Raw genomic sequence first — 26300 nt, forward strand, 5'->3', positions numbered from 1 at the left:
CCGCCCTCATTACTCGCCCCTCAAATGCCGTGCAAGAAAGCGCTCGATCCTCCGATAAAGCTCAATATTGCTATCCTCGTTGATGAACCAGTGTCCTTCGCGCTCGTTGAGAAGATAGTCGACCTCCACACCATTCGCACGCACCCTTTCCACCACCAGATCCGCCTGTGCCTTTGCAACGCGCACGTCGTTCGCGCCGTGAACCACCAAAAGCGGTTTGGAAATGCAATCAAGCCGGCTGACCGGCGAGCGTGCAAGCATGTCCCGGTTCTGCGTCTCAATATCAGGATCGCCCATGTAAGAAAGGTAGGTGTTGATCAGCGCAGGTCGTACGAACGGGACGGCCCCATCCACCAGCATCCGGAGATCGGACATGCCGGAGTAGGAAATGGTTGCGGCGAAGCGCTCCGGCGTGAAGCTGGCGCCCACCAGCGCGGCGTAACCGCCATAGGAGCACCCGTAGATCGCTACCCGTGCCGGGTCGGCAATACCCTGCCCGATTAGCCAGTCGAGCCCGTCGATCAGGTCGTCATGCATGCGCCCGGAGAACTCCCCTATAGCTGCTTGCATGAACGCCTTGCCATAGCCGGTCGAGCCGCGAAAATTCACCTGCAGCACGGCATAGCCGCGGTTGGCGAGGAACTGCACTTCCGGATCATAGATGCAGGCGTCGCGATACCAGGGCCCGCCATGGACCAGAAGTACGGTCGGCAGCGCACGCGGCTCATCCTTGGCAGCGAACCAGACGGGCAGCGTGACATGGCACGGCAACGTCAATCCGTCGCGCGACAGCACATCGACGGGTCGCACACTCGCCAGCCGCTCGGCTTTGAGCGCTGAGAATCGCTCGCCAAGCACATACGCTTCACCGCTCTCATGTTCGTAAAGCCATGTCGTGCCGGGATGCCGGTCATCCCAAAATTCCGCCACCCATTGTCGCCCATCGGCATCGCAGGAAATGTACCCTATTTCCGCCTCTGACAGCCGCTGTAGGCTGTCTAGCACGGCGGCAAAATGCGCGTTCAGAGGCCGTATCAGCTGTCTTTTGCCAAGATAACGCAGTCCCAGCAGCTCGCCTGTCACAGGATTGGTTATCAGGCTCGAGGGAAAGCGCGGATCGGCCTCTGGCCGCGGCGTATCGAGGCTGAAATCGGGCTGGCTGTCGACTACCCTGTGCGTGCCCGTCGCAAGGTCAATGGCAGCAAGATAGGTGTGGTCGCTGCCCGCGTTGCAGCCAACCAAGATGCTCTTTCCATCCGCCGCCACCATAAGCGGCATCGGGCCGATTGGCTGGTCGCGTCCGCTCAGCTTCGCCAACGCGGTGAAAGCACCGTTCTCGTACCGAGCCAGTTCGTGGTCACCCCCGTCGTTGATGATGAAGGCATGCAGTGCGTTCGGCGTAATGATCCAGCGTACGAACCGACCGGGACTAATGGCAGCGACCCTGGTTTCAGCGCTTTCGATATCGACCTCGTACAGGTCGATCAAACCCGGACTTCTGAGGTTCATCTGCACGAAAGCCTTGCCTGGAAACGCGGCGGACAAGTCCAGTCCCATTACCCGCACACCGGAATAGGGCGTCAAGTTGACAGTCCTAGCCTTCCCGCCCACCGTCTCTGCCCCGTCCACCTCCACACGATGAAGGTGCCAGTTCTCGTCGCCCTGGGTGTCTTGTACGAAGAGGATGTAGCGAGCATCACGCGTCCAACTGAAGCTGTCGATATTGCGCATGTCATCGCTAGTCAGTCGCCGCGCCGCGCCTTGTCCGACTGGCCGCACCCAGATATTCAACCGCCCATGCCAGGGCGCCAGATAGGCCACCAGCCGGCCATCGGGCGAAATCTGCGCTCGCGAAAATTCTGGCATTCCAAAAAGCGTTTCAATCGGGATGAGATCAGGTGCAGTCATGTCGAACCTCGCATCGCCGACGGCGCCATCGCGGGCCGCCAGACCCAAACAATATCGACACACTGCCTGAACTATGACGTCGCGTCGGGGTCAACCGTGAAAGCCAGCTTGGCGCGGAATCACGTAATTTCTGCGTAACTGTGAGATTCCATATGGGTCTGGCGGGATCGCGCTTCGCTCTCGCAATTGACTGACTTGCCTAAAAAAAAGGTACACCAAATGAGCAAAGCCTCCCAAGATCACATCGTCATTCGACGCCTGTCTGCCGGAACAATGTTCGCAGGCCTCCTTATCCTGACCGGTTGCCAGACACCGGAACAGGAACGCTACGCCGATCTCGACACCTGCTCTGGAATGGGCGCACGATACGGATCATCGTCACATACCGCATGCATGCTCCAGCAACAGCAGCGTCGCGACGACGCGCAACTGCGGGCCCTTGAGTCGGCAAGGCTAAGCCAAATCATGGCAGAAGATGCACGCCGGCAGCATGAGCGCATGAGAAGAGAGCGACGACGGGACTAGTTCCGAGTTCGGTGTGAGGCTCGAGCGGAGACGTTTGCGCCCAGCCTCTCACCAATGATGCGCCCCTTTACGCAAACCGGATCTCGTCAAAGCCACTATATCGGAAAACGGTGGCTCAACTGGTTCTGATCTTCGTATTCGATAAAGGTCCGCGACGTGTTGAAGCCGCTTTCCAACACCGGACACACGCTGGGATCCGACCACACCACTGTACCGAAGTCGGACTTCGTTTGCATTGCCCGGCGCCCACCCATCGACCTGGAGCGTGATACGAAAGCACGCTGGTGCTTACGCCGTTGCTCGGCCTTCGGGTTGCACGCGCAAAGATCAGCCACAGCACATGCTAGAACCCTCCCTGGGTTTTTAGGGGTTGAGATGCTGGCGATGACCCGTCAGATTGGCCTGTGTGATCGCCTCAAGCACCCGGTGACGATCGAGCGCGACCGCGAAGTCTGGTGCATCTGCGGTTCCGTCGCGGAGGTCGGCGGCGAGTTGGGCGTAGAGCCGGGCGACCCCCGCCGCGGGCGCTTCGAGTTGCAGGTCGGGAGCCGCATATGCTGCTGGGACCTGTAGCTGCTGGACAGGCTCGCTGCCGCGGCGCAAGGTGATGGTCATATCACCGAAGTGGATGTTGCCCGACGCCGTCTCCACGCGCAGACTGCCTTCCGTGCCCTGGATCTCCCACACCAAGCCGGCGGACTGTCCGGCGCTGTAGTGCAGAGAAGTGACGATCCCACCTTCGAGAGCGCCGGCGACGATGATCTCGTCCGGCGCATCCTTCGGGAGGGACGAGCCATCCGAAAGGCGGACGCCGTCGCCGCGCTGATTGGCGACGATGGCGGACAAGCTCTCGAATCCGCCGAGCACATGGGCCAATGGTTGGAGCGCGTGGCCGAGCATGATGCTTTGAAGCGTCGCGCCATTCGCTGCAAGAGCCATGTACTCGAATGGCGGGTCGTATCGGCCGACCCACATGTCGTCGTTCAGATGCGCTCGGATGCTCGTGCTGAGCGGCATGCCGATCACGCCCTGACGGATGAGGTCGTGAAGGTAGCGGATTGGCGGATGCAGGCCGCCCTGCAGGCCAATAACCGTACGCAGCCGCCGTTTGCGGGCAAGCCCCTCTATCGCTCCGGCTTCCGATAGATTTCGCGCGAGCGGCCATTCGCAATAGACCATCTTGCCCGCGGCGAGCGCGTCGGAAACGATCTGCTGGTGATCCGAAACCTTGACCGCAACCACCACCAGGTCGACCTCCGGCCGAACGACCAGTGCCTGATGTGTGTCAAAGGCGAGATCGGCGCCCAGTCGGCTAGCGGTCGCGTTCGCACTCTCCATACGCGTCGTGCTGACGGCGCGAATCTGGAATGCATCGAGCGCCCGCAGTGCCGGGACGTGCGCAACTCCGCCCCAGCCTCGATCGGCACTGGCGCCGACGATGCCGACGCCGATCCGGGTGTTTGGTGAATTGGTCATGTAGGCGTGCTCCTGTCTGGTGCAGCCCGGGCAATGCTAGCCTTGCTGCGTCACATGGTTTCGTTTCCCGACAAATGATTGGGCGCAAGCGCGGGGAGTTAAGCGTGTCTCCAATGGGCCTCGAGTTCGCGCGCGACATCGGCCGGACGCTCTATCATCGGCCAATGCGAGGCGCGCAGCTTAACGACGGCGCGTGCGTGCGCGGCGTTGCCGAGCTCGTCGGCGAAGCGGTGCGGCAGAAACGGATCGTCCAGGCCCCAGATCACGAGTGCTGGCGCCGTTATCCTGCGTAGATCCGGCTTCCACTCCTCCCCGACCTCGATTGCGGAACGGTAAAGTGCGAGAATGCTTGCCCGCATGGTGGTATCGAGATGCCGAACCGATTCATCCGCCGCATCTTTCGGCATCTGCGCCTCGACGAGTTTCGCCGCAAATTCCTCGAGGTCGAGATCCTTCATCCATTGCTCGCCTTCACCTGGCGTCTGCCAGATCTTGGCGAGATAGTGCCACGGATATTCCGGATCGATCGGCCCACTGATGCCGGTCCAGGTCCGCACCAGATCCGGCCGGATCGACGTCAGACGGCCTGTCAGCAGGCAGCCCCAGTCATGACCGACCAGATCTACGGGTTCGCCGAACTCATCGATCCGGTTGATAAGCCAGTCGAGATATTCTTCCTTTGTTGACCTGAAATCCGACGGCAACGGATGACCGAAGCCGGGAAGATCGATCGTGACGATGTCACTGCGTTCAAGATGAGAGCGAACGGTGTCCCAGATCCGGTGGGTGTCGGGTACGCCGTGGACGAGAACTGCAGGCATGTCGCGATCTCCTTGCTGGTTGTTGCCAGGAGAATAGGGACATGGTGGCATCGCGGAAGTCGGCGTCAGAGAAACCCGGCGTTGCTATTAGCGCAACCCTTGCCGTTGTGCGCTCTAAGCCGCGCCGCTTTTCCCAGGAAGATAGTCACGCGAGCCGCTGTTGTCGTCCTCGAGATGATAGACCGTCGGTTCCCCCGAGAAGTATTCCTGTATGGGTCCCATGAACTGCTCATGGTCTTCGCTCGCGTCGAAACCCGGAGTATGATCGTCAAGCGACCGCCATCGCACGATCAGATTGAATACCTCCGGCGTTTCGATCCCCTGGGCGAGGACATGACCGCGGTAACCCCGCGCACGTGTGAGCAAAGGAACAACACCTCCGAACGCTTGCCTGAACTCGCTGATCTTGTCCTTTTGGACAGGCAGCACAGCGATCTCGTAAATCATGATTGCACCTTTGTGTCGGCTTGCGGGTCAATGGCAATCGCGATCTTGCCGCGCAAACCGTTGTTTGGTTTCTCGAGCAGCGCATGGGCAAGCGGAAGGTCGGCGAGCGAATAGACGGCGCCAATATGCGGACTCAGCTGACCGCGTTCCACCAGAGTGCTCAGCTCGTTGAGCTTGCCTTGGTTCTGCCTCGTGAAGACGAAGTGGTAGCTCGCGTTCCTGCCCCATGCCTCAATGAGATTTTGAGGCTGTGCGATGTCCACGATCGAGACGACGCGGCCGAGTTGTGCAAGCGCCTTCGGGCTGTGGGACAATGTTTCGCCGCCGAGGGTGTCAAACACGACGTCTACTCCGCGGCCTTCGGTCTCCCGCATGATGGCGGCGACATAATCCTCTTTCCTGTAATCAATGACGACGTCCGCTCCCACATTTCGCGCAAACTCGAAGTTTTCTTCGCGAACGGTCGTAAAGACCTTTGCTCCGATGGCTTTCGCAACCTGGATAGCGACGTGCCCAACCCCTCCAGCGCCGCCATGGATCAATATGCTTTCACCCACCCTCAGGGCAGCACGCGAGACAAGCGCTTCCCAGGCGGTTCCGCCAACCAGGCTAAGGCTCGCAGCCTCAAGATGGGTCAGCGAGCTGGGTTTGCGCCCGATGATGTTTTCGTTCGCAACGTGGTATTCGGCATAACTGCCTGGCCCGTCGAAAATCTGCGGCGTGTACCAGACCTCGTCCCCTGCAGCGAACATTGTTACGCCCGGACCGGTCGCTTCGATAACGCCCGATACGTCATGACCGGTAATTGCAGGCAACGGCACCAGGTCGCGATAGTCGCCTCGCCGAACCTGGTAGTCGAGGGGATTGATCGATGTGGCATGGACCCGCACCAAAACCTGCCCCGCCTTAGGAACTGGCTTTGGAATTTCGACGAGCTCAAAGGCTTCTGGACCGCCGAAGGATTTGAGTGACATCGCTTTCATTTCAGGCTCCTCTTTTATCGAAGGTAATGATTCTTGTGGCCGGCGTCGGCATGGGACGGAAAACCTGCTCCGCCGTCGCAGCATTGCGGCCTCGAAGCGTCGACGCCGTTTCGATGTTCTATGTGATTTATCGCGATTGCTTTCGGTAGTGGCCCATATTAAGGATCACCTTCAAGAAAATTTTGAAAGTCGACGAATGGACGTGGACGAATTAAATCTCTTCGTGCGGATTGCTCAACTTCGCAGCATCAGTGCCGCAGCTCGCGACTTGGGTCTGACGCCCGCTGGCGCTAGCGCCAAACTGTTGGTTCTCGAGCGAAAACTCAATGCAAGGCTCGTCCATCGCACTACACGGCAAGCAACTTTGACTGAAGACGGTCTGGCGTTCCTGCCGCATGCGGAACATATTGTCGTCGCTGCGGAGGCCGCCCGAGCGGCACTTGGGCGAGAGCAAGCAGCGCCTCGCGGCACATTGCGAATAGCGGCCCCTGCCTCGTTCGCGCGAATGCATATTGTGCCGGGCCTGGCTGAATTTTGCAGGCAATATCCCGGTTTGGCACTTGATTTGCGCATTTCGGACAGCATCGTTGATCTGGTCGAAGGTGCTTTTGATGTGGCGGTTCGTTATACCGAGCTCAGCGACTCATCCTTTGTCGCGCGGCGGCTTGCTCCCGACAATCGGGTGCTGGTCGCGTCACCCGAATATCTCGAAAAACGCGGCCGGCCGAGCACGCCCGACGACCTCGCGGAACATACCTGCCTCGTCGTCGGCACGCTCGATCTCTGGACATTTCGGGGGAACGGTTCGATGGTGATCGAACGACGTGTTACTCCGGGTCTCCGCATCAATGACGGCACTGCAGTGCGCGATGCCGCTTCTGCCGGGCTGGGCATCGCGCTGATGGCCACGTGGTGCGCGTCGGAAGAGCTACAGTCCGGCGCGCTGGTTCCGGTCCTTCCGGAGTACCCGCTGGTCTCAACCCAGACGCTTTGGGCCTTGTATCCAAGCTCTCGCGAACTGGCACCGAAAGTGAGAGTGTTCATCGACTGGCTTGTAAATCGCTTCGGCAATCAACCCTACTGGGATAAAGGACTGGAAAACATCCTCGATCACCGTCGATGATGCGTGTTTATTGTCCGGTTCCGATACGCGCGAACACGGGTTCATATGAAACGGTTCGGTTTTGCGCTTGAACGGCGGCTGGGCGCGCATTCCAGATCGAGATCGCAACGGTGAAACCACCAAAGGCGACCCTTGTTTTTGATCGTGCCAAGCCGCTGCGGCGTCTTGCAACCGCGTCGTTCAAGCCGGCCTTGAGCCGTTGATTATTGGTGAGGCGTCGAATTCGCTGCGCTTGGCGCAGCAATTTTGCATTTCGCCCCGGCATTTTCAGGACGTGAAGCCACCATCGGCCCGGATGTCGGCACCTGTTACAAACGAGGCTTCCGGACTTGCAAGAAATGCGACCACGTCCGCAATTTCCTTGGGCTTTCCATAGCGGCCCACCGCGATACGCGAGATCTGCATAGCGGCAAATTCGCCATCAACAGGGTTCATGTCAGTGTCGGTTGGGCCTGGATGCACCGTGTTGACTGTGATGCCGCGTGGCCCGAGGTCATGAGCCAAACTCCGGTTGAAACCGGCGACGGCCCCTTTTGTGAGGCCGTATGCTGACAGCCCGGGCGCCCCGGCATATTTCGTGATCGAACTGCCGATCTGTATGATACGGCCGCCATCCTTCATATGGCGCACGGCCTCCTGCGTGGCAACGAAAACGCCGGTTACGTTGATAGCGAGCATTGCCTGATAGTCATCGAAGGCGATGTCGTCGATGGGACTGGCAAGGGCAATACCGGCATTGTTCACCAAAATGTCGAGGCCGCCGAACTTATCGACCGTCGCGGCAACGGCGGCGCGTATCGCGTCCGGATCAGCGGCATCAGCGGCAATAGCCAGCGCGCGCGCGCCCGTTTTTTCTATGGCGACAGCAACTTCCTCAGCCTTCGCAGGTGATCCACGATAGGTGAAGGCAACCTGAGCGCCATCCGCTGCGAGACGCTGTGCGATCGATGCGCCGATAGATCGCGATCCACCGGTGACAAGTGCGATCTTCCCGTTCAGTGGAAGATATCGAGACGAGGCTAATTCAGTCATTTTTTCACTCCTTTTGCGTGTCCGTGGAGTGATATATTTGCCCATCCCTGTCCTAGAATATTAGCATCATATCGGTTGGATCATCTTCAAGCATGTGTTGAATATGGGATATTCGACGCAGTCAAACGACCACGGCTTCAAAGGAAGCTAACAAGGCGTTTGGACATCAGCCGAGACTGCCTGCAAGCCGGGCACTGAGGCGCTCGCGACGGAAATACTCAGTATAGAAGTCGATGAAAGCGCGTGTTTTTAGCGGTTGGAGCGCGCGGCCGGAGTAGTAGAGCGAGATAGATCCGGCATCGGCATACCACTTCGGAAGGACACGTTCGAGCGCGCCACTTTCCATATGTGGCAGCACATCGGGTACAGCCAACAATGCAATGCCCAACCCCGCGATCGCCGCCTGCACCATGGGAGCGGCGTCGCTCATCACAATCGTCTCGTTGAGGAGCGCGCGCTCTTCGCGTCCTTGAGCGTCCCGCATCATCCATTGCCTGATCCGGCCCGAATTCGAGGACCGCATCAAGATTCCGGCATGATCGGCCAGATCGGCGGGGCTGGCCGGCCGGCGACGTGCAGCAAAATAGCTGGGCGATGCCACCGCGATAACGTGCACGGGTGCGAGCGTCGTGGAAACGATGCCAGGATTGAGTTCGAAACCACCGCCGATCGCGGCGTCGAAACCCTCAGCGATAAGATCGACCTTGCGGCTGTCGAAATGCCAGTCAGGTCGGACGCCCGGATAACGGGCCAGAAAGTCGGGCAGTGCGGGGAGAACGTATCCCATCGCGAATGACAAACTCATGCTGAGCTTCAAAACACCGACGGGCTCGCCTTTCGTTTGTGATGCCCCGTCGATTGCCCCCTGAAGGTGGTTCAGGCTGTCGCCGATGCTTGTCAGAAACGACTCCCCCGCCTCGGTCAGGGTCAACTTCCGCGTTGAGCGGTGAAAGAGCCGTATACCGAGGTTGCGTTCCAGCATTGCAACATTCCGGCTGACTGCCGCCGGCGTGATCGAGAGACGCCGTGCAGCCCCAGAAAAGCTGCTCGCTTCTGCGCTTCGAACGAACGCTTCGAGGTTTGCCAGTGTCTCCATTAAACGTAACTTTCAAGCATTGATTGAAACTAAAACAATCCATCTATGACTTATGCTGGGTGTATTTGCCAGCCATATTCCAATCAACAGCAAAAGCGAATTTCTGCAACGCCACCGGCATCAGGCCCAGGATGTAGCGGGAAAACCGACCGGCGCAGACAGAATTCTCACGAACCGTAAAGGAGTGGGTGATGACCATTGGAATTATCGGAGCCGGCAATATCGGGAGCGCATTTGCCACTGCGCTCGGCAGGGCAGGAATCGAAGCCGTGATCGCAAACAGCCGAGGACCGGAAAGCCTCACGGCGCTTGTTTCAAAACTTGGAAGCACGATCCGGGCTGGAAGCGTCCAAGAGGCCGCGGCGCAAGCCATCGTTCTCGTGGCAGTCCCCTGGTCAAAGATACCTGGCGCGCTCGCCGGTTTGAACTTTGACGACAGGATCGTAATCGACGCCAACAACTCCATCGAAGCGCCGCTTTACAGGCCTGCGGACCTTGGCGGCCGCACCTCTACGGATATTTTCACCGCCCTTGTGCCAGGCGCGCTCGTCGTCAAGGCGTTCAACCATCTGACGCCAACTCAACTGACGGGCGACCCCCACTCGGAAGGAGGCAGGCGCGTCCTGTTTTACTCGGGCGACGATATGAGGGCGAAGGCTGAGGTCTCTGCCATCATTCATCGCATAGGCTTTTTCGGGATCGATCTCGGCGGGCTTGCAGCCGGCAGCCAGCTGCTTCAGTTCCCAGGTGGTCCCCTGCCCGCTCTCAATCTCGTCAAGTTCGACTGAACATCGCGGCGCTCCAGCCGTGTGCAATCGGTGCGCGGCGCGCCATCTGAAGCCCGGAGACAATATCGTGACAAGATTCATTCAAATGCAGTCGGCGGGCGGACCGTCGGTTTTGCAAGTTATCGAGAAAGACCTGCACGCGCCACGTGCCGGCGAGGTCAGGCTCATTCAAGACGCGATCGGCCTCAACTTTGTCGATACGATGATACGGAAAGGCCAGTATCCGATGGCGTTGCCTGCGGTTCCCGGTTTTGAAGCGGCCGGGACGATTTCCGAAGTCGGATCCGGCGTCGAAGGGCTGTCGGTCGGTGACCGGGTCGCTTACTTCTTTTCGGAAGGGGCCTACGCCACCGAGAGGATCATTCCGACCGCGCCGCTCATCCGCCTGCCCGCCGATATCTCGAACGAGACTGCGGCGACCTTCCTGGCGAAGGGTGCGACGGCCTGGATGGGGATGCGTGGTCTCCATGATCTGAAATCCGCCGAGACGGTGCTGGTACTTGGGGCATCGGGGAGCGTGGGTGCTATCCTGTCTCGCTGGGCGAAGTCGCTGGGCGCAACCGTGATCGGCGTCGCGGGATCGCGGAACAAGTTCGACAGGGTCGCAGCCGGCTCCACCCATGCCTTCCACGCTGGCGAGCCAGACATCGCCGCCAAGATCCGTGCGATCGCACCTCACGGTGTCGACATCGTGTATGATTTGGTTGGCCGGGCGACCTTTGCTCTGGGCGCATCGAGTGTACGTGACGGTGGCGTGATTGCCGCGATTGGAGCCGCGACGGGTCAGCCAGCGCCGGCCCCAGATCTTGTGCGTCGGGGGGTAGCTGTCCGCAGTGGTGGGACCCCTCAATATGTCCGGGGACGAGCAGTTGAGACCGCAACTTCCGAGCTATGGGATGCGCTGCGCTCAGGCATTTTCGATGATCTCGAAACCATCCGCTATCAGTTTGATGAGATAGCCCGAGCGCATGACGATATGGACAATCGCCGCTTGAGCGGTCTGCCGGTCCTGATCGCTTGAACCAAAATAATCGTTCGGCGGCAGGCCGCACGATGCCCTGCGCAATGTGGCCGGGCGGACATTTCCCCTATCGACAATGAAAGGAATGATCAATGAGTGAACTAGCAGGTAAACGTGCGCTTGTGACTGGCGCGTCCCGCGGCATTGGCGCCGCGATAGCGATAGCTCTGGCAGAAAAAGGCGCCGACGTTGCGATCACGTACGAACGCGCCGCTGATCGGGCAGCGCAAGTCGTCGCAACAATCGAGGGCAAAGGCCGCAAGGCATTGGCTATCAAGGCTGACAGCATGGACCCAGAGGCGGTTAAGCGGTCGGTTGATCAAGCGGCGCAAGCCTTGGGCGGCCTCGACATCTTGGTGAACAATGCGGCTATCGCGATCTACAAGGATGTGGCGGATTTCACCGTTGCCGAGATCGATGCTCTTTTCGCTGTCAACGCTCGCTCCCCGATCCTGGCATCGCAAGCCGCGATGCCTTATCTTGGCAAAGGTGGCCGGATCGTCACAATCGGCTCCGCAGGCGCAGAACGCATTGTCGGACCATCGACGGTTTATTCAATGACCAAATCGGCACTTCAATCGTTTACCCGCGGTCTGGCGCGAGAACTTGGTCCCCGTGACATCACTGTCAACCTCATTCAGCCAGGATCAACCAACACGGACATGAACCCGGCCGAGGGCGAGTTCGGAGATTTTCAGCGCGCCCTGATACCGCTCGGCCGGTACGGCGAGCCGGAGGATGTCGCGGCTGCCGTAGCGTTCCTCGCATCTGGCGCGGCCCGACAAATCACCGGAACCATCCTGACCGTTGATGGCGGCACGTTGACCTGAACGCACTCCCGCGGGTCCACGATTTAAACATGAAGAGAGTGGGAGCTAACTGGATACTACCACCTAGTAGCTCTCCTTTCTCATTCCACTTTGCAGCAGCATAGCGTGGTCGAACGGAGTGCAGATCGCATGTCTTCAAGCGCGGATTGGCACTTCGCGCTGAGGATCGAGTCAGAGCGGCGGACCCAATTGGAATTCCAAACGGCAATGGCCACTGCTATTCGTCACGACGCCATCACGCATCCTTTCCAGCCATCATTCGCGTGCCAAGGCTTCTATTGGGTCCAGCTTTGCCGCGTTGCGGGCGGGAAGGAAGCCGAAGACAATTCCGATCAGGGTGGAGCAGGCGAAGGCCACAAGGATGGAGCCAGAGGAGAAGATCATTTTGAAGTCGGGGCTCAGGAAATTAAAAAGAGCGCTGATCCCGAGGGCGAGCATCACTCCCATGAAGCCGCCGACAAGGCAGACCATGACGGCCTCGATCAGAAACTGGGAGAGGATATCGCAGCGGCGTGCGCCAACGGCCACGCGAACGCCGATCTCCTTGGTGCGTTCGGTCACGGACACCAGCATGATATTCATCACGCCGATGCCGCCGACAATCAGCGAGATCACGGCGACTGACGAAATCAGCAATGTCAGGGTTTGCGTGGTGGTCTCGATAGTCTCGCGAATGGTCGCTGAGTTGGTGAGGAAGAAGTCTTTCGCGCCATGCCGACGCTCGATAAGGCGCGAAACTGCGGCCTCGACATTGCCCGGATCGACATCGTCTCTGATACGGACCGTTATGCCGTCGACGTTCGGACGACCCAGCATGCGGCCCATAACGGTTGTGTAAGGCGCATAAACAGTCAACGTATCAACCGCCGGGCCGAAGGAGTTTTCCCGTTTCGTCACGCCTATGACCCTCGCCGGCATTGTGCCCAGAAGGATGACCTGCCCCACCGGGTTTGCCCCGTCTGGAAACAGGTCTCGCGCGGCGTTTGCATCGATCACCACATTCTGGCTGTAGGCGATAACATCCTGGGCGTCGAACAGTTGTCCATGCGCCAGCTCAAGACCCCGTACACGAAAGAAGTCCGCGCCAACGCCGGTGACTGACGCATTGACGGCCACCGCGGCGCGCTTGACAGTTACGCTTGTCGTGACGGTTGGCGTCACGCTGTCGACGTAGGGCTGGTTCATCAGCGCTTCTGCATCGGCGGGGACCAGGGTCCGTATCTTGCCCGCTTCCAGATCGCCGAAACCTTTTCCGGCCCGCACCTCTATCGTGTTGGTGCCGAGCGAACTGATACTACTCAGGATTTGTTGCTGCGAACCGGCTCCCAGCGCCGAGATTGCCGCTACCGAGGCGATACCGATGATAATACCGAGCATGGTCAGAAGCGAGCGCATCTTGTGCGCCCATATTGCCGCGCCCGCCATACGGAAGGCCTCAGTCATCCGGTCAATTGCACCACGCCAGCCAGCGCCCGGCGCGTGCTCGCGGATGGGACGGGCCGTCGCGGCGGATTTGGGTATATTGCGCTCGTCGGAAATGATGACGCCGTCGCTGATCTCTACAACCCGATCCGCATGTTCGGCGATCTTCTTGTCGTGCGTGACGAGGATGATGGTGTGCCCTTCGGCATGAAGCTCGCGCAGGATCTTCATGACTTCGGCGCCACTGTGCGTATCCAGCGCTCCGGTCGGTTCGTCGGCCAGAATTATCTCGCCGCCATTCATCAGCGCGCGGGCGATCGACACCCGCTGCTGCTGGCCACCCGAAAGCTTGCCCGGAATATTGCCCGTTCGCTCGGCCAGGCCCAGTCGGGTCAATAAGGAGATCGCTCGCTTGTGCCGGTCGGATCGGCTGCGTCCGGCATAGATGGCTGGTACCTCGACGTTGCTGGCCGCGCTGAGATCGCCAAGCAGGTGGTAGCGCTGGAAGATGAAACCAAAACGCTCACGGCGTAGTGCCGCGAGTTCGTCCACGGACATCTTCGAGGTCTCGCGTCCTTCGATCCAGTAGCTGCCGTCCGTCGGACGATCGAGGCAACCAAGGATGTTCATCAGCGTCGACTTGCCGGAGCCGGAAGCACCGATGATGGCCATCATCTCGCCGGCCTCGATGTCGAGGTCAACGTCTTTCAGCACCCGCACCATCTCGTCGCCTGCGGGGAAAGCGCGGGATACTCCACGTACGCGGATCAGTGGTTCCGTCATAGCGCGCCCTACCGCTTCGCTGCGGCCAGTTGCGCCCGGCCATCCGTGCGTTCGTCCGTGGACGCTCCAAGCACGATGGTCTCGCCTGCCTGAAGACCGCCAAGGACCTGGATGTCCGCGCCGTTGTCGATGCCGACCTGGACCTGCCGGATCTGTACCTCGCCCATCGCGTCCAGTATCCGCACGCGCGCCGTATCACCGGCCCGGGGTGCCCCTTCCACTGCGCTGAGCGGAACCAGCACGGCGCCGCTGACGCGGCTCAAGACGATGGACACCTGCGCCGTCATGGACGGCCGCAGGATCCCGTCCGCATTCGCCACATCGATCAGCCCGGTGTAATAGACCGCGCCATTGGTTGAGCTAATCCGGTTAGCAGCGGCGTTGCTCTCGTTGGCGATGGACGCCGGGGCCGGTTCCACCTGTCGCAACTCCCCATCGAAACGGCGCTTCGGATCGCCAAGAATGCTGAACCAGACAGGCAGGCCTCGCCGCACACGCACGACGTCAGCCTCGGAAATGTCCGCGCGTACCGTCATTGTGTCCAATCGCGCGATCATGACGATGGTCGGCGCAGTCTGCAGGGCGTTCACGGTTTGACCCTCGTCAGTGACGATCGCGACCACAGTGCCCGCGATTGGTGCAGTGATACGCGTATAGTCCAGTTCTATGCCCGCTGACTCCAGCGCGACCTGCGCCTGGATGACCTGAGCGTCCAGCGACTGAACCTCAGCCCGCGCGCTGTCTCGCGTCGCAATCGCGGCGTCATACTGGGCGCGCGGCGTGGAACCACCTGCCAGCAGGTCACGCTCACGCTCCAAATCCTTCTCGGCTTTCACCAGACCGGCGCGGCGCGCGGCGTGAACGGCGCGGATGTTGGCCAAGGCGGCCTCGCGGTCCCGCAAGGTGTTGCGCCGGGTCTGGGAATCGATCTCGGCCACCAATTGGCCCGCCTCGACGATGTCACCGATCTTGACAGCAAGATGCTCAATGCGTCCCGACGCCTGGGCGCCGACACGCACCAGCTCGAGCGGTTCGAGAACCCCGGTCGCCAGCACCACCTCTTCAATGTCACCCATTCGCGCCTGCGCCGTCACCAGTTCAGGCTTTGCCGGCGAACGCAGAAGCAGGAACCAGACAACCAGCAAACCGACAAGGGTTACCGCCGACAGGATGAGACGCTTGCGGGTGATGTTTCGTGTCATTTAGTCGTGGCCCATGCTATGAAATTTGCGGGCTTTTTCTGTCACGAGAGTTACCTGAAAGTTACGGGGAGCCGTCGTCGCGGCTGCTCCGTTTGGCATGCACCGTAAAATCAACCGATCGGCAAAGAGTGTTTGCAGTGTGGGTGGCGGGGCTGAGATTGCCCGCCACATATCAGGCGATCGCGGCCGTGCCCATCCAACGCCGACGGATACGGATGCCCTGACCCCTTAGCGCAGGCACCGGCCGCTACCGACGCTGGAAAATGCGCTTCTCGCGCCAGCGCACGGCAAATGTGCTGCCCTTACCTGGCGCGGACGAAAGCTCAACGTAACCACCGTGACGGGTCACGATCTCATTGACCATGCTGAGACCCAGGCCCGCGCCTGAGCCGTGAGGGCTGACCCGGTAGAACGGTTCGAATATGCGCGATTGCTTATCGCTGGCGATTCCGCAACCCTGATCGGCGACCATCACGCTACCGTCAGCCTCAATGCTCACTGATATCTGTCCTCTTCCGCCTCCGTACTGGACTGCATTACGGACCAGATTGACGAATGCACGCTCCAAAGCTTCGGCATCACCCGGAACGAACAGATCTTCCGCATCGCTGTCGAACGAAATCTCGTAGCCTTCAGAGATCGCCAGGGGAGCAAGATCGGCAACCACCTTCGAAACAACGCTGTTGAGATCGACAGGTGCGTTCTGCTGGGGCTTCTGTCGGTACTTCTCGGTGTCGAGAAGCTGGTTCGCGATCGCTGTCAGTCGCTTGATGGCCGTCTGCAGGTGGGTCTTGTCAGAACTTGGTGAAAGCGTATCAATCCTCACCTGCAGGACAGCGATCGGCGTTCGAAGTTCATGCGCCGCGTTGACGAAGAAGCGCTCCGTCGCCTCGAAGCCGCTATCGAGACGACGCAGCGCCCTGTTGATGTCGCGCACCAGGCGAAGCACTTCATTGGGCAGACCCCGCTCTTCCACCAGGGCGCCACGTGTGTCGAGATCGATCCTGTCGAGACGCGCGGTCAGGTCGCTGAAGGATCGCAAAGCCCAGCGTGTGACGAACGGAGCGCCAATGAGCGAAATGGCCACGAGGATCAGGGCCGGAATACCGATAGCAAGGTTCCCCAACAGCACGGTCACACCATATTGAGACATCGGAACACCGCCAGCAAAGATTGTCGCCTCACCGGCCTGGGTGTCGAAACGCTCCATGCGGCCCACACTCAACGGATCGTCTAGATCGCCGTGAAGTTCGACACTTCTGAACGTCCGCAAGAATGGCATGCTATCGGCAATTTTCCCGGGAGGCACGCCATGTGCCAGAACGATATCTTTGCCCAGGTCTGCCACGAACCAAAGGTTAGGCGAGTCTTCCATAATCTCTTTAAGTTCAGCCGTTGGAATCAGACTTGCTCGGCCATTCGGCTCGAGACGGACTGAATCTGCGATTTCCTGAGACAGCCAGATGGACGTGATCGCCACATCGGGCTTGAGGCCGGAAAGGAGATAGAAAACCAGACTGAGCGAGGCGATGACCGCACAGAGCTGCAGGACAATAAAACCGAAAGTGAAACGCCAGCGAAGGGAGGTGCTGGTCATCCTATTGCTGCTCATGAAGATAATAGCCTATGCCTCGAATGTTTTTGATAACGATGTTGGCCTCCGCTTCGCCAAGCTTTCTGCGCAGCCGCGACATGTTGGATTCCAGTGAGTTCGACTGGATCTCATCATCAAAGGAATAGACCTGACCCTCAAGGGACGAGCGCAACACGGTCCGACCACGGTTTCTCAGAAGCGTCTCGATGATCAGCAGTTCCCTCCGGGTGAGCGCAAGGCGGACGCCATTGACATGTACATCGCATGACACACGATTGTAGGTAACGTTTCCGGCAGCCAGGAGGGACGATCCCGTTGTCGGAGCCCTCCTCAGCACAGCGCTCATTCTCGCGACCAGTTCAGCGATTTCGAAGGGCTTTGGTAAATAATCATCAGCGCCGTCATTCAGCCCGGATATACGCTCGTCGGTGGACCTCAGAGCGGAGATGATGATCGATCGCGTGTTTGAACCTGCGCCACGCAAATCCGCAAGAAAGGTACTGCCATCACCATCAGGCAGTTGCCGGTCGATAAGGACGATATCGTAGTCCGCCATGGCGATTGCTTCCCGCGCCGTTGCCAGATCGCCAACGGCATCAAGAACAATGCCATGCTGCGAGAGGGCCACCCTCAAGGCATCCGTCATTTCTGGATCGTCTTCGATAAGTAGAAGTTTCATAGTCGCCTACTCATTCCAGTCGCACTGTCGTTTCCGATAATCCTTACAGCAAAACGACCGCCCGTGATCGAGATAAGCTCAACGTTCGTGACGTCCTGACCGTCAGATTTCCCGATGTCATAAAAGTGGTGTGGCTGCGGGGGGTGAAGAGCCGGAGTTTTTCGATATCACTCTCGCCTTTGACGTGCGGCAGCCGGCTGCAATCTCTAGCGGCAGCGACCGTAATAATCCCGGTATCTGCAGCTGTAGTCGCGGTGATCCCGTCGTTCCCAACGGTCCCGGCGGTTCCTGTCGTTACGTTCGCTGATGTTTCCTATCACAGCGCCACCCGCGCCGCCTGCGGCGGCTCCCACTGCTGCGCCTTCCCAGGTACCGCTTGCCAGCCCGCCGATTATAGCACCGCTCGCCGCGCCAATGCCGGCGCCCTTTTCCGTCTGGCTGCACGCGGTCAATACCACGCAAACGAGTACGCCCGAGATAATCTTTTTCATGCCTATCCTTCCGTTCGCCGCCACGGCGGTCGTCGATTGACTTTTGAGGCAGAGACGTATGGCCGCCGAAAATTACGGGGAAGTTACGCAGAACTGTTGCCATCGACACCTGTCGAAAGGGCAAATTCATTTAGGACGCGCGTCTTAGCGATCACCCATTCTCAGGTGACCGCCGCCCACCCATGGGATCCGGAATCTCGCTGTTCCTCGCTGAGCTCCAGAACGGGAAGCCGAAATGACTACATGCGGCTCCTCGCCAACGGTCTTGCGGCCCGACCGAGGGACCAATCTACTGATTTTGCGCGCTTCACGCTGGAAAGCCGACTATCAATCAGGAGGTCTCGTTTGAACTACAAGGCTTTGATCAACGCCGAATGGTCTTTGTCGCCCAGGCCTCTTTCCAGCGCGCCATTCATCAACTGATGAACAATCGCAGTGTTGGGCAGCATAAGCTCGAGCAGACGCGCCGACTCAAGCGCGAGCGATATGTCCTTGTGATGCAAACGTATGCGAAAGCCGGGCTCGAATGTTTCGTTGATCATCCTTTCGCCGTGAATCTCCAGCACGCGGGACGCGGCAAAGCCACCCATCAAGGCCTTGCGCACGATCGAGGGGTCCGCTCCGGCTTTTTTCGAAAAGCGAAGGGCTTCCGAAACGGCCTGAATATTCAGGGCGACAACAATCTGATTGGCGACCTTAGCAACCTGACCGTTTCCAACGTCACCGATCAGGGTGATGTTCTTGCCCATCTTTTCAAACAGGGGTCTTGCGCGCTCGAAAATATCCGGTTTTCCGCCGACCATGATGGTCAGCGACGCCGCTTTGGCGCCAACTTCACCGCCCGACACCGGCGCGTCGAGATAATCGCATCCCAGCGCCTCAATACGGGCGGCAAAATCCTTCGTCGCAATCGGTGAAATCGAACTCATGTCGATGACGAGCTTTCCCGCATCGAGGCCGTGCGCGACGCCATCGTCACCGAACAAAACCGCTTCCACATCGGGCGTGTCCGGCAGCATCAAAATCACGATCTCGGCGCTGCGCGCCACTTCTGCACCTGAACCGCATGCCCTCGCACCACTTTTCAGGAGGGAGTTCGACACGGGTTTGACCCTGTGAAGATAAAGCTCATGTCCGGCATCGATCAGATGCTGCGCCATCGGGCGGCCCATGACCCCCAATCCGATAAATCCTATTTTCATGGCTCAATCCTCCCGTTGATATGCTTTCAACCAGTCAAGACCTGCGCTGGTGGTCGACGCCGGTCGATATTCGCAGCCGACCCATCCGTCGTAGCCAAGTTCATCCAGACGCCTGAAGATGAAATCGTGGTTGATCTCGCCCGTCCCCGGCTCATGACGTCCGGGATTATCGGCGATCTGAACGTGGCCGATTTTGTCCTGCAAGCGCTCGAAGGTCGCGACGAGATCGCCCTGCATGATTTGCATGTGGTAGAAATCATATTGGATCAGCAGGTTGGAATGCCCGACACGGTCCATGATCCGCTCGGCCTGATCGGTGTTGGTGAGGAAATATCCGGGTATGTCGCGAGTGTTGATGGGCTCGAAGACAAGGGCAATTCCGGAATCCGCCAGACGTTGCGCAGCGTGACCGAGATTGCCGACAAGCGTGTCTTCCAGAACTTGCGGATCGACACCGGGCGGTTGAATACCGGCCAGACAATTGATCTTTCGGCATCCCAGAACTTTTGCATAGCGGATCGCCGTTTCAACGGACGTCTCAAATTCGGAGACCCTGTCCGGCAGGCTGGCGATGCCGCGCTCGCCTGCGGCCCAGTTGCCGGGCGGCAGGTTGAACAGAGCCTGTGTGAGATTGCACCTCCTGAGCTCCGCTGCAATCGTCTCTGCCGCCTCCTCGTAGGGGCTGACATATTCGACTGCCGCAAAACCATCGGCAGCGGCGGCGGCGAACCGTTCCATGAACGGATGTTCGGTATAAAGCATGGACAGATTGGCGGCGAATTTCGGCATTGGCAATGACCTCAAACTTGGTCTGCGCGCAGGCGGTGCAGCATGCGCTTGTTGCGGGGGTCGGGGTTGGGAACAGAAGAGATCAGTCGCTTGGTATAGGGGTGCGAGGGCGTGGTGCAGATTGTTTCCGCATCTCCGATCTCGACAATCTTGCCTTTGTGCATGACGGCAACGCGATCGCAGAAATAGCGCACGACCGAGATATCGTGCGAAATGAAGATAAAGCTGAGATTGAGCTGCTTTTGAATATCGAGCAACAGGTCGAGGATCTGGCTTCGTATCGAGACGTCGAGAGCCGAAGTCGCCTCATCGGCGACGATGACCTTCGGGTTGACGGCGAGCGCCCTTGCAATCCCGATCCGCTGGCGTTGGCCACCGGAAAAGGCATGTGGGTATCTTTCCATCGCCAAGGGATCGAGCCCGACCTTCTGCAAAAGTTCGCCAACGCGGGTCTCCACCACTTTGCCGGACATGCCACCGGCGATGACCAGAGGATCTCCGATGATCTGCTTCACCGTCATACGGGGGTTGAGCGACGCAAATGGGTCCTGAAAGATAAGACGCACATCCTGATGGTAGCGGCGCAAATCGAATTTGCTCAGCGTGGTGACGTCCATCGGGGCCGCATCCGGGCATCCGCGATACGCGATTTTGCCGGAACTCGGCTCAACGATCCGCAGTATCATTCGTCCTAGTGTGGTTTTGCCTGATCCGCTTTCGCCGACAATGCCGAGATTTTCTCCGGCAAATAGGTCAAGACTAGCATCGTCCACCGCCACCAGCCCGCGCCCACCGCCATACGAAAACAGTCCGGACGGCGCGCCGTAGACTTTGGAAAGATTGCGCACTGACAGGATCGGAGCCACGTTGGCCGTCAGCGACGCCGGCAGCGTGCGCGTGGCTGCGCCGCTCTCGAGCTTGACCGTCGCTTCCAGAAGTTGCCGTGTGTAGGGATGCTGACTGGCGTGGAAAATCTCGTCCACCGGCCCTTTTTCGACGATCTTTCCAAAGCGCATGACGGCGACCTCGTCCGCTACTTCGGCAACGATGCCCATGTCGTGGGTGATGAGGAGCATCGCCATGCCGCGCTCCACCTGCAGCCGCTTGATGAGATCGAGGATTTCGGCCTGCGTCGTCACATCCAGCGCCGTCGTCGGCTCATCGGCGATCAGAACTTCCGGGTCGCAGGCCAGCGCCATGGCAATCATCGCCCGCTGGCGCATTCCCCCGGAAAACTCGAAGGTGTATCTGTCGGCCATCACTTCCGGCTGCGGTATCTCCACCTGGCGCAGCAGTTCGATACATCGCTCCCGCGCTTGCTTCTTCGATAGGCGGCGGTGCAGACGCACTGCTTCGATGATCTGTGAGCCGATGGTATGGACCGGCGACAGCGAACTCATCGGTTCCTGAAAAATCAGGCCGATCCGTCCACCGCGAATGGCCAGAACCTCGCGACTGCTTGCGGCAAATTTCGCGATATCGACTGGTCCGTTGGGCCCATCGAGAACGATCTGGCCGCCTGTCATCTGTCCGGGCTTGTCGATGATCCGCATCAGGGCGCGGGCGGTCACAGATTTGCCTGAACCGCTTTCCCCTACCAGCGCAAGCGTCTTGCCGCGTTCAAGGTTGAAACTGACATTGCGAACGGCATGGAGCACATGGGTTCTGAGATGGAAATCGATGGACAGGTCTTGGACCGCCAGCAAGGTTTCGTGCTTCGTCATCTCACTTCCTTTCAGCTATCGTAAGGGTCGGCTGCATCGCGCAGGCCATCGCCAAAGAAATTGAAGGACAGCACCGCCAGGACCACCGCAAGGCTCGGCCAGATCAGCAGCCATGGCGCCGTGGCAACCGTGCGCACGTTCTGGGCATCCTGCAACAGCACACCCCAGCTGACGACCGGCGGTTTCAGACCGACCCCGAGAAAAGACAGCGAGGTTTCAGCGACGATCATGGTCGGAATGGCAAGTGTCACCACCGCCAGAATGTGGCTGGTTAGTGATGGAAGGATGTGGCGGAATATGATCCGCCTTTCCCCTGCACCGTCCAGCCGGGCAGCCGTCACGAAGTCATCGCCGCGCAGCGCGAAGAATCGTCCCCGCACATCGCGTGCCAAACCCGTCCAGCTCAGCAGCGAAACAATCAGGGTTACGACGAAATATACCGAAAGCGGCGACCAGTTTAGGGGGATGGCGGCGGCCAGCCCCAGCCAAAGCGGAATGGTCGGCATGGCACTGACGATCTCGATGATACGCTGAATGAGGGTATCGACCCAGCCGCCGTAATAACCGGAGACTGCACCCATCACGACGCCGAGCGTCAGCGAAATGGCAACGCCGACAAGGCCGATGGACATGGAGACGCGGGTTCCATAGATGAGGCGGCTCATGAGGTCTCGTCCGAGCCGGTCCGAACCCAACAGATACAACGGATCGCGGGCGTCAAGCGGCCCAACCAGATGTGTTTCCATCGGGATGATGCCCCACAGCTTGTAAGGCGCCCCTTTGACGAAGAATCCGATAGGAATGATTTTCGTGTCATCGACAACGAAGCTGCGGCGGAGGGCTTTCGGCTCGATCTCGATCTTGTAGCCCTTGACGTGTGGCAGAAAGCGGGAACCGCCATCGGCGGCCGGCGCAAATAAAGCGATGCTTTGCGGCGGCGCAAAGGTATATTGCGGGCGCGACGTGTTCGGCAGACCCGGTGCCAAGAACTCGGCAAAGGCACCGATGAAATAGAGCAACAGAATAATACCCGCAGCAAATGCTGCGACCTTGTGGCGAAAGAAGCGCTGGCGAATGAGCGTCCATTGCCCTGCCGCCTCGAGGCTTACTACCTTGCGCCCGGACTTCAGAGGGCTGATGGCGGGGCCGGTTTCCAGCGCGATGGTGGGGTTCTGGTTGATCGACATGGCCACCCCTTCAATTGAACCGGATGCGGGGGTCGAGCACCGCCAGCAATATGTCTGAAATCAGCATGCCCACCAGTGTCAGCACGCCCATTAAGAGAATGAAACTTCCGGCCAGATACATGTCCTGACCGACCAGCGCTCGCAGCAGAAGCGGTCCCGCCGTTGGAAGGTTCAGCACGATGGCGGTGATGGTGACGCCAGAAACGAGATCCGGCAGCACCCAGCCGATCGAGCTGACGAAAGGATTGAGCGCAATGCGGACGGGATACTTCACGATGACCTTACGCTCGGGCAAACCCTTGGCACGCGCCGTGATGACATAAGGCTTGCTCAATTCATCCGACAGATTTGCCCGCAGAATTCTGATCATGGCGGCAGTGCCTGACATGGCGATGACGATCACAGGTATCCACATATGGCTGAGCATGTCGTTGAATTTTGCGATGCTCCACGGCGCATCGACGAAAGCGGGAGAAAATATGCCGCCAACGCTTTGTCCCAAAAACCGGTAGCTCGCATACATCAAGGTCAGCGCCATGATGAAATTCGGAACGGCCAGCCCGATAAAGCCAAGAAGCGTAAAGGCGTGGTCGCCGAAGGAATGGCGTCTGACCGCGGAATAGATCCCAATCGGGAGGGATATTGCCCAAACCAGTAAAAGACTCGCCAGCGAGATCAGCAGCGTCGATCCCATCCGGTCCCAGATCAGGGTCGAGACCGGCTGGTTCCACTCGAAGGAGTATCCGAAATCGCCCCGGGTCAATATTCCGCTGATCCACACGAAATACTGGACATAGACAGGTTGATCGAGACCGTATTGCGCGCGCAGGCGCGCAATCGTCGCCTCGTCCAGATTTTGCCCGCCATCGGCCATGGTGGAGAGAAGCGAGGTCAGATAATCGCCTGGTGGCAATTGAATGATCATGAATGCGATCAAGGACATGCCGAACAGGGTCGGTATCATGTAAAGAACGCGCTTTGCCACATATGTCAGCATGGGTTCCTCCCGCTACACGCTATCCGGCTTATGAATGCCAGGTCAGATGAACCGTCTCGAGGTCCCGGATGGAGGGCACGGTGATTTCTGCACGGTTGCCAACGATCTTGCAGGACGCGGCCTCGCTTTTCACAAGCAGTTTCACCGTGGCAGACGAGCGACCTTTTGGCAGATCGATCGATAATGTCTGCTCACCGATAGGGTAGACCTCCCGCAAAGGACCTTTCATCATCATCGGGTTGGTAAGGTTGACGAGGAAGATTGCCATCGATTCCTCGTTTTCATAAACGGCGATGTCTATGATACCCTTCCCTTCGACCGTCACACGATGGTCTTGGCCAAGAGCCCAGTTCACGGCGTTCGAGATCAGCCTACCATGATCGGGTGCAAGCACTTTCCAGAAGACCTCGCCAATGTTCCATGGAATGTAGACCACACGACCTCCATGGCCGGTCTCACGCGCAATCACCGCAGCGCCGTTCGGGGCTTCGCGTGGGTAGACTTCCTCCATGGGCAGATCCGGAAAATCAGGGACGTAGAGGAAAGGCGTTTCAACGTCCGGATTGGCATCGACGGCAATCAGGTGTGTGCCGCCGATAATGCGAGCGGCACCCTCGTAGCCCTCGTTCACAGGGTGCGGATCGGACAGTGCAACATAGGTGTTCTTGACCGGGCCACGTGGCGTCGATGCCAGCGAGGCACCGAAGACATTTGATAGTCCGAAATTACCGCGCCGCTCGCCGACTTCATTACAGAGCGAGGTTTCATGCGCGGCAACGATCGACCCGCCGCGCCGTACATACTGTTCGATGGCCGCGCATTGTCCGTCCGACAGATAGGTGGCATTGGCCAGAATAATGAGCTTGAAGCGATCAAGCGCATCCGGGGTCATGACCTGATCGGATAAAAATTCAAACGGAATGCGCGCTTCCACCAGCGCATGATAAAAGCCGAGATCATTATGTTCGGCGATATGACGTTGCTCCGGTGCCCAGTGCCGCAACGTCGTGGATGGATCAATGATCGCGATTTCGGCAGTTGGCTGCATGCCCTCCAAATATGGCTCAATGTCCGCATGAAGATTAAAGGCTTCTGCAACGGGCTGCACCCAGCGGTTGTCAGGAACGCAGGCATTGAATTTGGTGAACCATGGGAAAAGGCCCTGCGCAATGCCGTCGTGAATCCAGAGCTTGATTTCCTCACCGCTCTGGACGGAATCCTTCCATCGGTACTCTTCCTCTGGTCCGATGGAGGTGATGAGGCCAACGGGTCTGTCACGGAACGTTCCACGAATGCGTTTGCCGTTCCGTCCAGCAGACCAGCCAACCTCCACACCTTGTCGCGCCTGGTGGTCCACGAACAGGATCGGGCAATGTTTCTGTATGAGCGAAAGGTCGAATTCCATCAGTGACGAACCGCTCATATTTGGAATGAAGCTGGCATGGGGACGGATGGATTTGACCGTCTCGTCCCAATAGACCACAAGCTCGGTGAGTATGCTTCTGCGCCACGCCGCCCACGCCTGCCATGCCGGATCCGTCGCATCCGGTCTCATCGGCAAATCAAAACCAGTTTCCTGCCTGAAACGTTTGCGATTGTCGTCGCTGTAGGACACGCCATGGCCCTGCCAGCGGTTGGCGAACACGGCATCGACGTCATATTTGGTTACGACTTCGCGAATGACGTCGGTTGTGAAGTCGCGGTTATAACTTCCCAGCGCATCGGTGACGTAGATACCGGGAAATGCCCAGTGCTCACGCGGACTTCCGTCCTGATTGATGGCCACCCATTCGGGATGGGCCAGTGCTGCATCCTCGTGGATCGCATGTGGGTCGACGCGCGCCATGACGTGCATTCCCAATTTGCGCGCGCCTTCCACGATCGTGCCAAACGGATCGGTATCGCCAATGAAGCTGGACACGTAATGCAGGGGGATTTCGCTTGGGTAATAGGCGATATAGCCGCCAGCGGAAAGGCAGACTGCATTCGACTTGGTGCGCTTGAAGACGTCGATCCAGAACTCGGGGTCATATTTCGCCGGGTCGTCCTCCGCAAAGGTCAATTGGGTCCAGCGAGTGGCGGATTTAAACCAGTCCGGAGAACGAACGGCAGCTCCGGAAATGGCGTTTGGTCGATGCAACATGTGTTCTCCAATGACAATATTATGCCGTCACGCCCTT

At 58.9% G+C, this 26300-nt stretch carries 21 protein-coding genes and 1 pseudogene; 4 read left to right on the forward strand and 18 right to left on the reverse strand.

Annotated elements, in window-relative coordinates:
- Positions 1 to 9 precede the first annotated feature (9 nt).
- The 5 genes from ACZ47E_RS19075 to ACZ47E_RS19095 all read right to left on the reverse strand — a co-directional run bounded on the left by ACZ47E_RS19075 (position 10) and on the right by ACZ47E_RS19095 (position 6160).
- A complete protein-coding gene (locus ACZ47E_RS19075) occupies positions 10 to 1908 on the reverse strand; it encodes a S9 family peptidase (RefSeq protein WP_464017125.1) in 1899 nt (632 codons plus the stop codon).
- An 888-nt stretch (positions 1909 to 2796) separates the two neighbouring features.
- Positions 2797 to 3909, reverse strand: coding sequence for a Gfo/Idh/MocA family protein (locus ACZ47E_RS19080; RefSeq protein WP_464017126.1), 1113 nt, complete (start codon positions 3907 to 3909; stop codon positions 2797 to 2799).
- 98 nt (positions 3910 to 4007) lie between these two features.
- Positions 4008 to 4730, reverse strand: coding sequence for an alpha/beta fold hydrolase (locus ACZ47E_RS19085; protein WP_107327361.1), 723 nt, complete (start codon positions 4728 to 4730; stop codon positions 4008 to 4010).
- Between the two features lie 114 nt (positions 4731 to 4844).
- Positions 4845 to 5177, reverse strand: a complete 333-nt coding sequence (locus tag ACZ47E_RS19090; protein ID WP_278067442.1) for an antibiotic biosynthesis monooxygenase family protein — start codon at positions 5175 to 5177, stop codon at positions 4845 to 4847.
- A complete protein-coding gene (locus tag ACZ47E_RS19095) occupies positions 5174 to 6160 on the reverse strand; it encodes a zinc-dependent alcohol dehydrogenase family protein (RefSeq protein ID WP_278067441.1) in 987 nt (328 codons plus the stop codon). Before ACZ47E_RS19095 ends, ACZ47E_RS19090 begins: the two co-directional genes overlap by 4 nt.
- Here ACZ47E_RS19095 and ACZ47E_RS19100 point away from each other — a divergent pair.
- A complete protein-coding gene (locus tag ACZ47E_RS19100) occupies positions 6141 to 7283 on the forward strand; it encodes a LysR family transcriptional regulator (protein WP_278067440.1) in 1143 nt (380 codons plus the stop codon). The two genes, ACZ47E_RS19095 and ACZ47E_RS19100, sit on opposite strands and share 20 nt — an antisense overlap.
- A gap of 267 nt (positions 7284 to 7550) precedes the next feature.
- On the opposite strand, the gene ACZ47E_RS19105 is transcribed toward ACZ47E_RS19100, so the two are convergent.
- Positions 7551 to 8315, reverse strand: a complete 765-nt coding sequence (locus ACZ47E_RS19105; RefSeq protein WP_278067513.1) for a 3-oxoacyl-ACP reductase family protein — start codon at positions 8313 to 8315, stop codon at positions 7551 to 7553.
- A 166-nt stretch (positions 8316 to 8481) separates the two neighbouring features.
- A complete protein-coding gene (locus ACZ47E_RS19110) occupies positions 8482 to 9411 on the reverse strand; it encodes a LysR family transcriptional regulator (protein ID WP_107327356.1) in 930 nt (309 codons plus the stop codon).
- Between the two features lie 182 nt (positions 9412 to 9593).
- On the opposite strand from ACZ47E_RS19110, the pseudogene ACZ47E_RS19115 reads away from it, so the two are divergent.
- The 3 genes and pseudogenes from ACZ47E_RS19115 to ACZ47E_RS19125 all read left to right on the forward strand — a co-directional run.
- Positions 9594 to 10199: pseudogene (locus ACZ47E_RS19115) on the forward strand (NADPH-dependent F420 reductase); the annotation flags it as partial.
- Positions 10200 to 10266: 67 nt separating this feature from the next.
- Positions 10267 to 11220, forward strand: coding sequence for a zinc-binding dehydrogenase (locus ACZ47E_RS19120; RefSeq protein WP_464017127.1), 954 nt, complete (start codon positions 10267 to 10269; stop codon positions 11218 to 11220).
- A 92-nt stretch (positions 11221 to 11312) separates the two neighbouring features.
- Positions 11313 to 12050, forward strand: coding sequence for an SDR family NAD(P)-dependent oxidoreductase (locus ACZ47E_RS19125; protein WP_278067437.1), 738 nt, complete (start codon positions 11313 to 11315; stop codon positions 12048 to 12050).
- 255 nt (positions 12051 to 12305) lie between these two features.
- Here the strand turns inward: ACZ47E_RS19125 and ACZ47E_RS19130 are convergent, their stop codons facing one another.
- The 11 genes from ACZ47E_RS19130 to ACZ47E_RS19180 form a co-directional block, all read right to left on the reverse strand.
- On the reverse strand, positions 12306 to 14255 hold the full coding sequence (locus tag ACZ47E_RS19130) for a MacB family efflux pump subunit (protein WP_464017128.1): 1950 nt from the start codon (positions 14253 to 14255) through the stop codon (positions 12306 to 12308).
- A gap of 8 nt (positions 14256 to 14263) precedes the next feature.
- On the reverse strand, positions 14264 to 15457 hold the full coding sequence (locus ACZ47E_RS19135) for an efflux RND transporter periplasmic adaptor subunit (RefSeq protein ID WP_464017129.1): 1194 nt from the start codon (positions 15455 to 15457) through the stop codon (positions 14264 to 14266).
- 247 nt (positions 15458 to 15704) lie between these two features.
- The gene (locus tag ACZ47E_RS19140) at positions 15705 to 17054 is read right to left on the reverse strand and encodes a sensor histidine kinase (RefSeq protein WP_278067522.1); all 1350 of its coding nucleotides are present in this window, start codon (positions 17052 to 17054) and stop codon (positions 15705 to 15707) included.
- Between the two features lies 1 nt (position 17055).
- A complete protein-coding gene (locus tag ACZ47E_RS19145) occupies positions 17056 to 17730 on the reverse strand; it encodes a response regulator (protein ID WP_044459318.1) in 675 nt (224 codons plus the stop codon).
- A 206-nt stretch (positions 17731 to 17936) separates the two neighbouring features.
- Positions 17937 to 18221, reverse strand: a complete 285-nt coding sequence (locus tag ACZ47E_RS19150; protein WP_100911101.1) for a YMGG-like glycine zipper-containing protein — start codon at positions 18219 to 18221, stop codon at positions 17937 to 17939.
- Between the two features lie 350 nt (positions 18222 to 18571).
- A complete protein-coding gene (locus ACZ47E_RS19155; protein WP_278067523.1) occupies positions 18572 to 19423 on the reverse strand; it encodes a 2-hydroxy-3-oxopropionate reductase in 852 nt (283 codons plus the stop codon).
- Positions 19424 to 19426: 3 nt separating this feature from the next.
- Complete coding sequence (otnI, locus tag ACZ47E_RS19160; protein WP_064263905.1) at positions 19427 to 20212, reverse strand: 2-oxo-tetronate isomerase; 786 nt, start codon at positions 20210 to 20212, stop codon at positions 19427 to 19429.
- Positions 20213 to 20223: 11 nt separating this feature from the next.
- A complete protein-coding gene (locus tag ACZ47E_RS19165) occupies positions 20224 to 21936 on the reverse strand; it encodes an ABC transporter ATP-binding protein (RefSeq protein WP_278067524.1) in 1713 nt (570 codons plus the stop codon).
- A gap of 11 nt (positions 21937 to 21947) precedes the next feature.
- On the reverse strand, positions 21948 to 23123 hold the full coding sequence (locus ACZ47E_RS19170; RefSeq protein WP_278067525.1) for an ABC transporter permease: 1176 nt from the start codon (positions 23121 to 23123) through the stop codon (positions 21948 to 21950).
- Between the two features lie 10 nt (positions 23124 to 23133).
- Positions 23134 to 24120 (reverse strand): ABC transporter permease, encoded by a 987-nt coding sequence (locus tag ACZ47E_RS19175; RefSeq protein ID WP_034499467.1) that lies wholly within the window; start codon positions 24118 to 24120, stop codon positions 23134 to 23136.
- Positions 24121 to 24148: 28 nt separating this feature from the next.
- The gene (locus tag ACZ47E_RS19180; RefSeq protein ID WP_464017130.1) at positions 24149 to 26263 is read right to left on the reverse strand and encodes a family 10 glycosylhydrolase; all 2115 of its coding nucleotides are present in this window, start codon (positions 26261 to 26263) and stop codon (positions 24149 to 24151) included.
- Positions 26264 to 26300: the final 37 nt, after the last annotated feature.

Source organism: Agrobacterium sp. 5Ca39 (assembly GCF_055382365.1).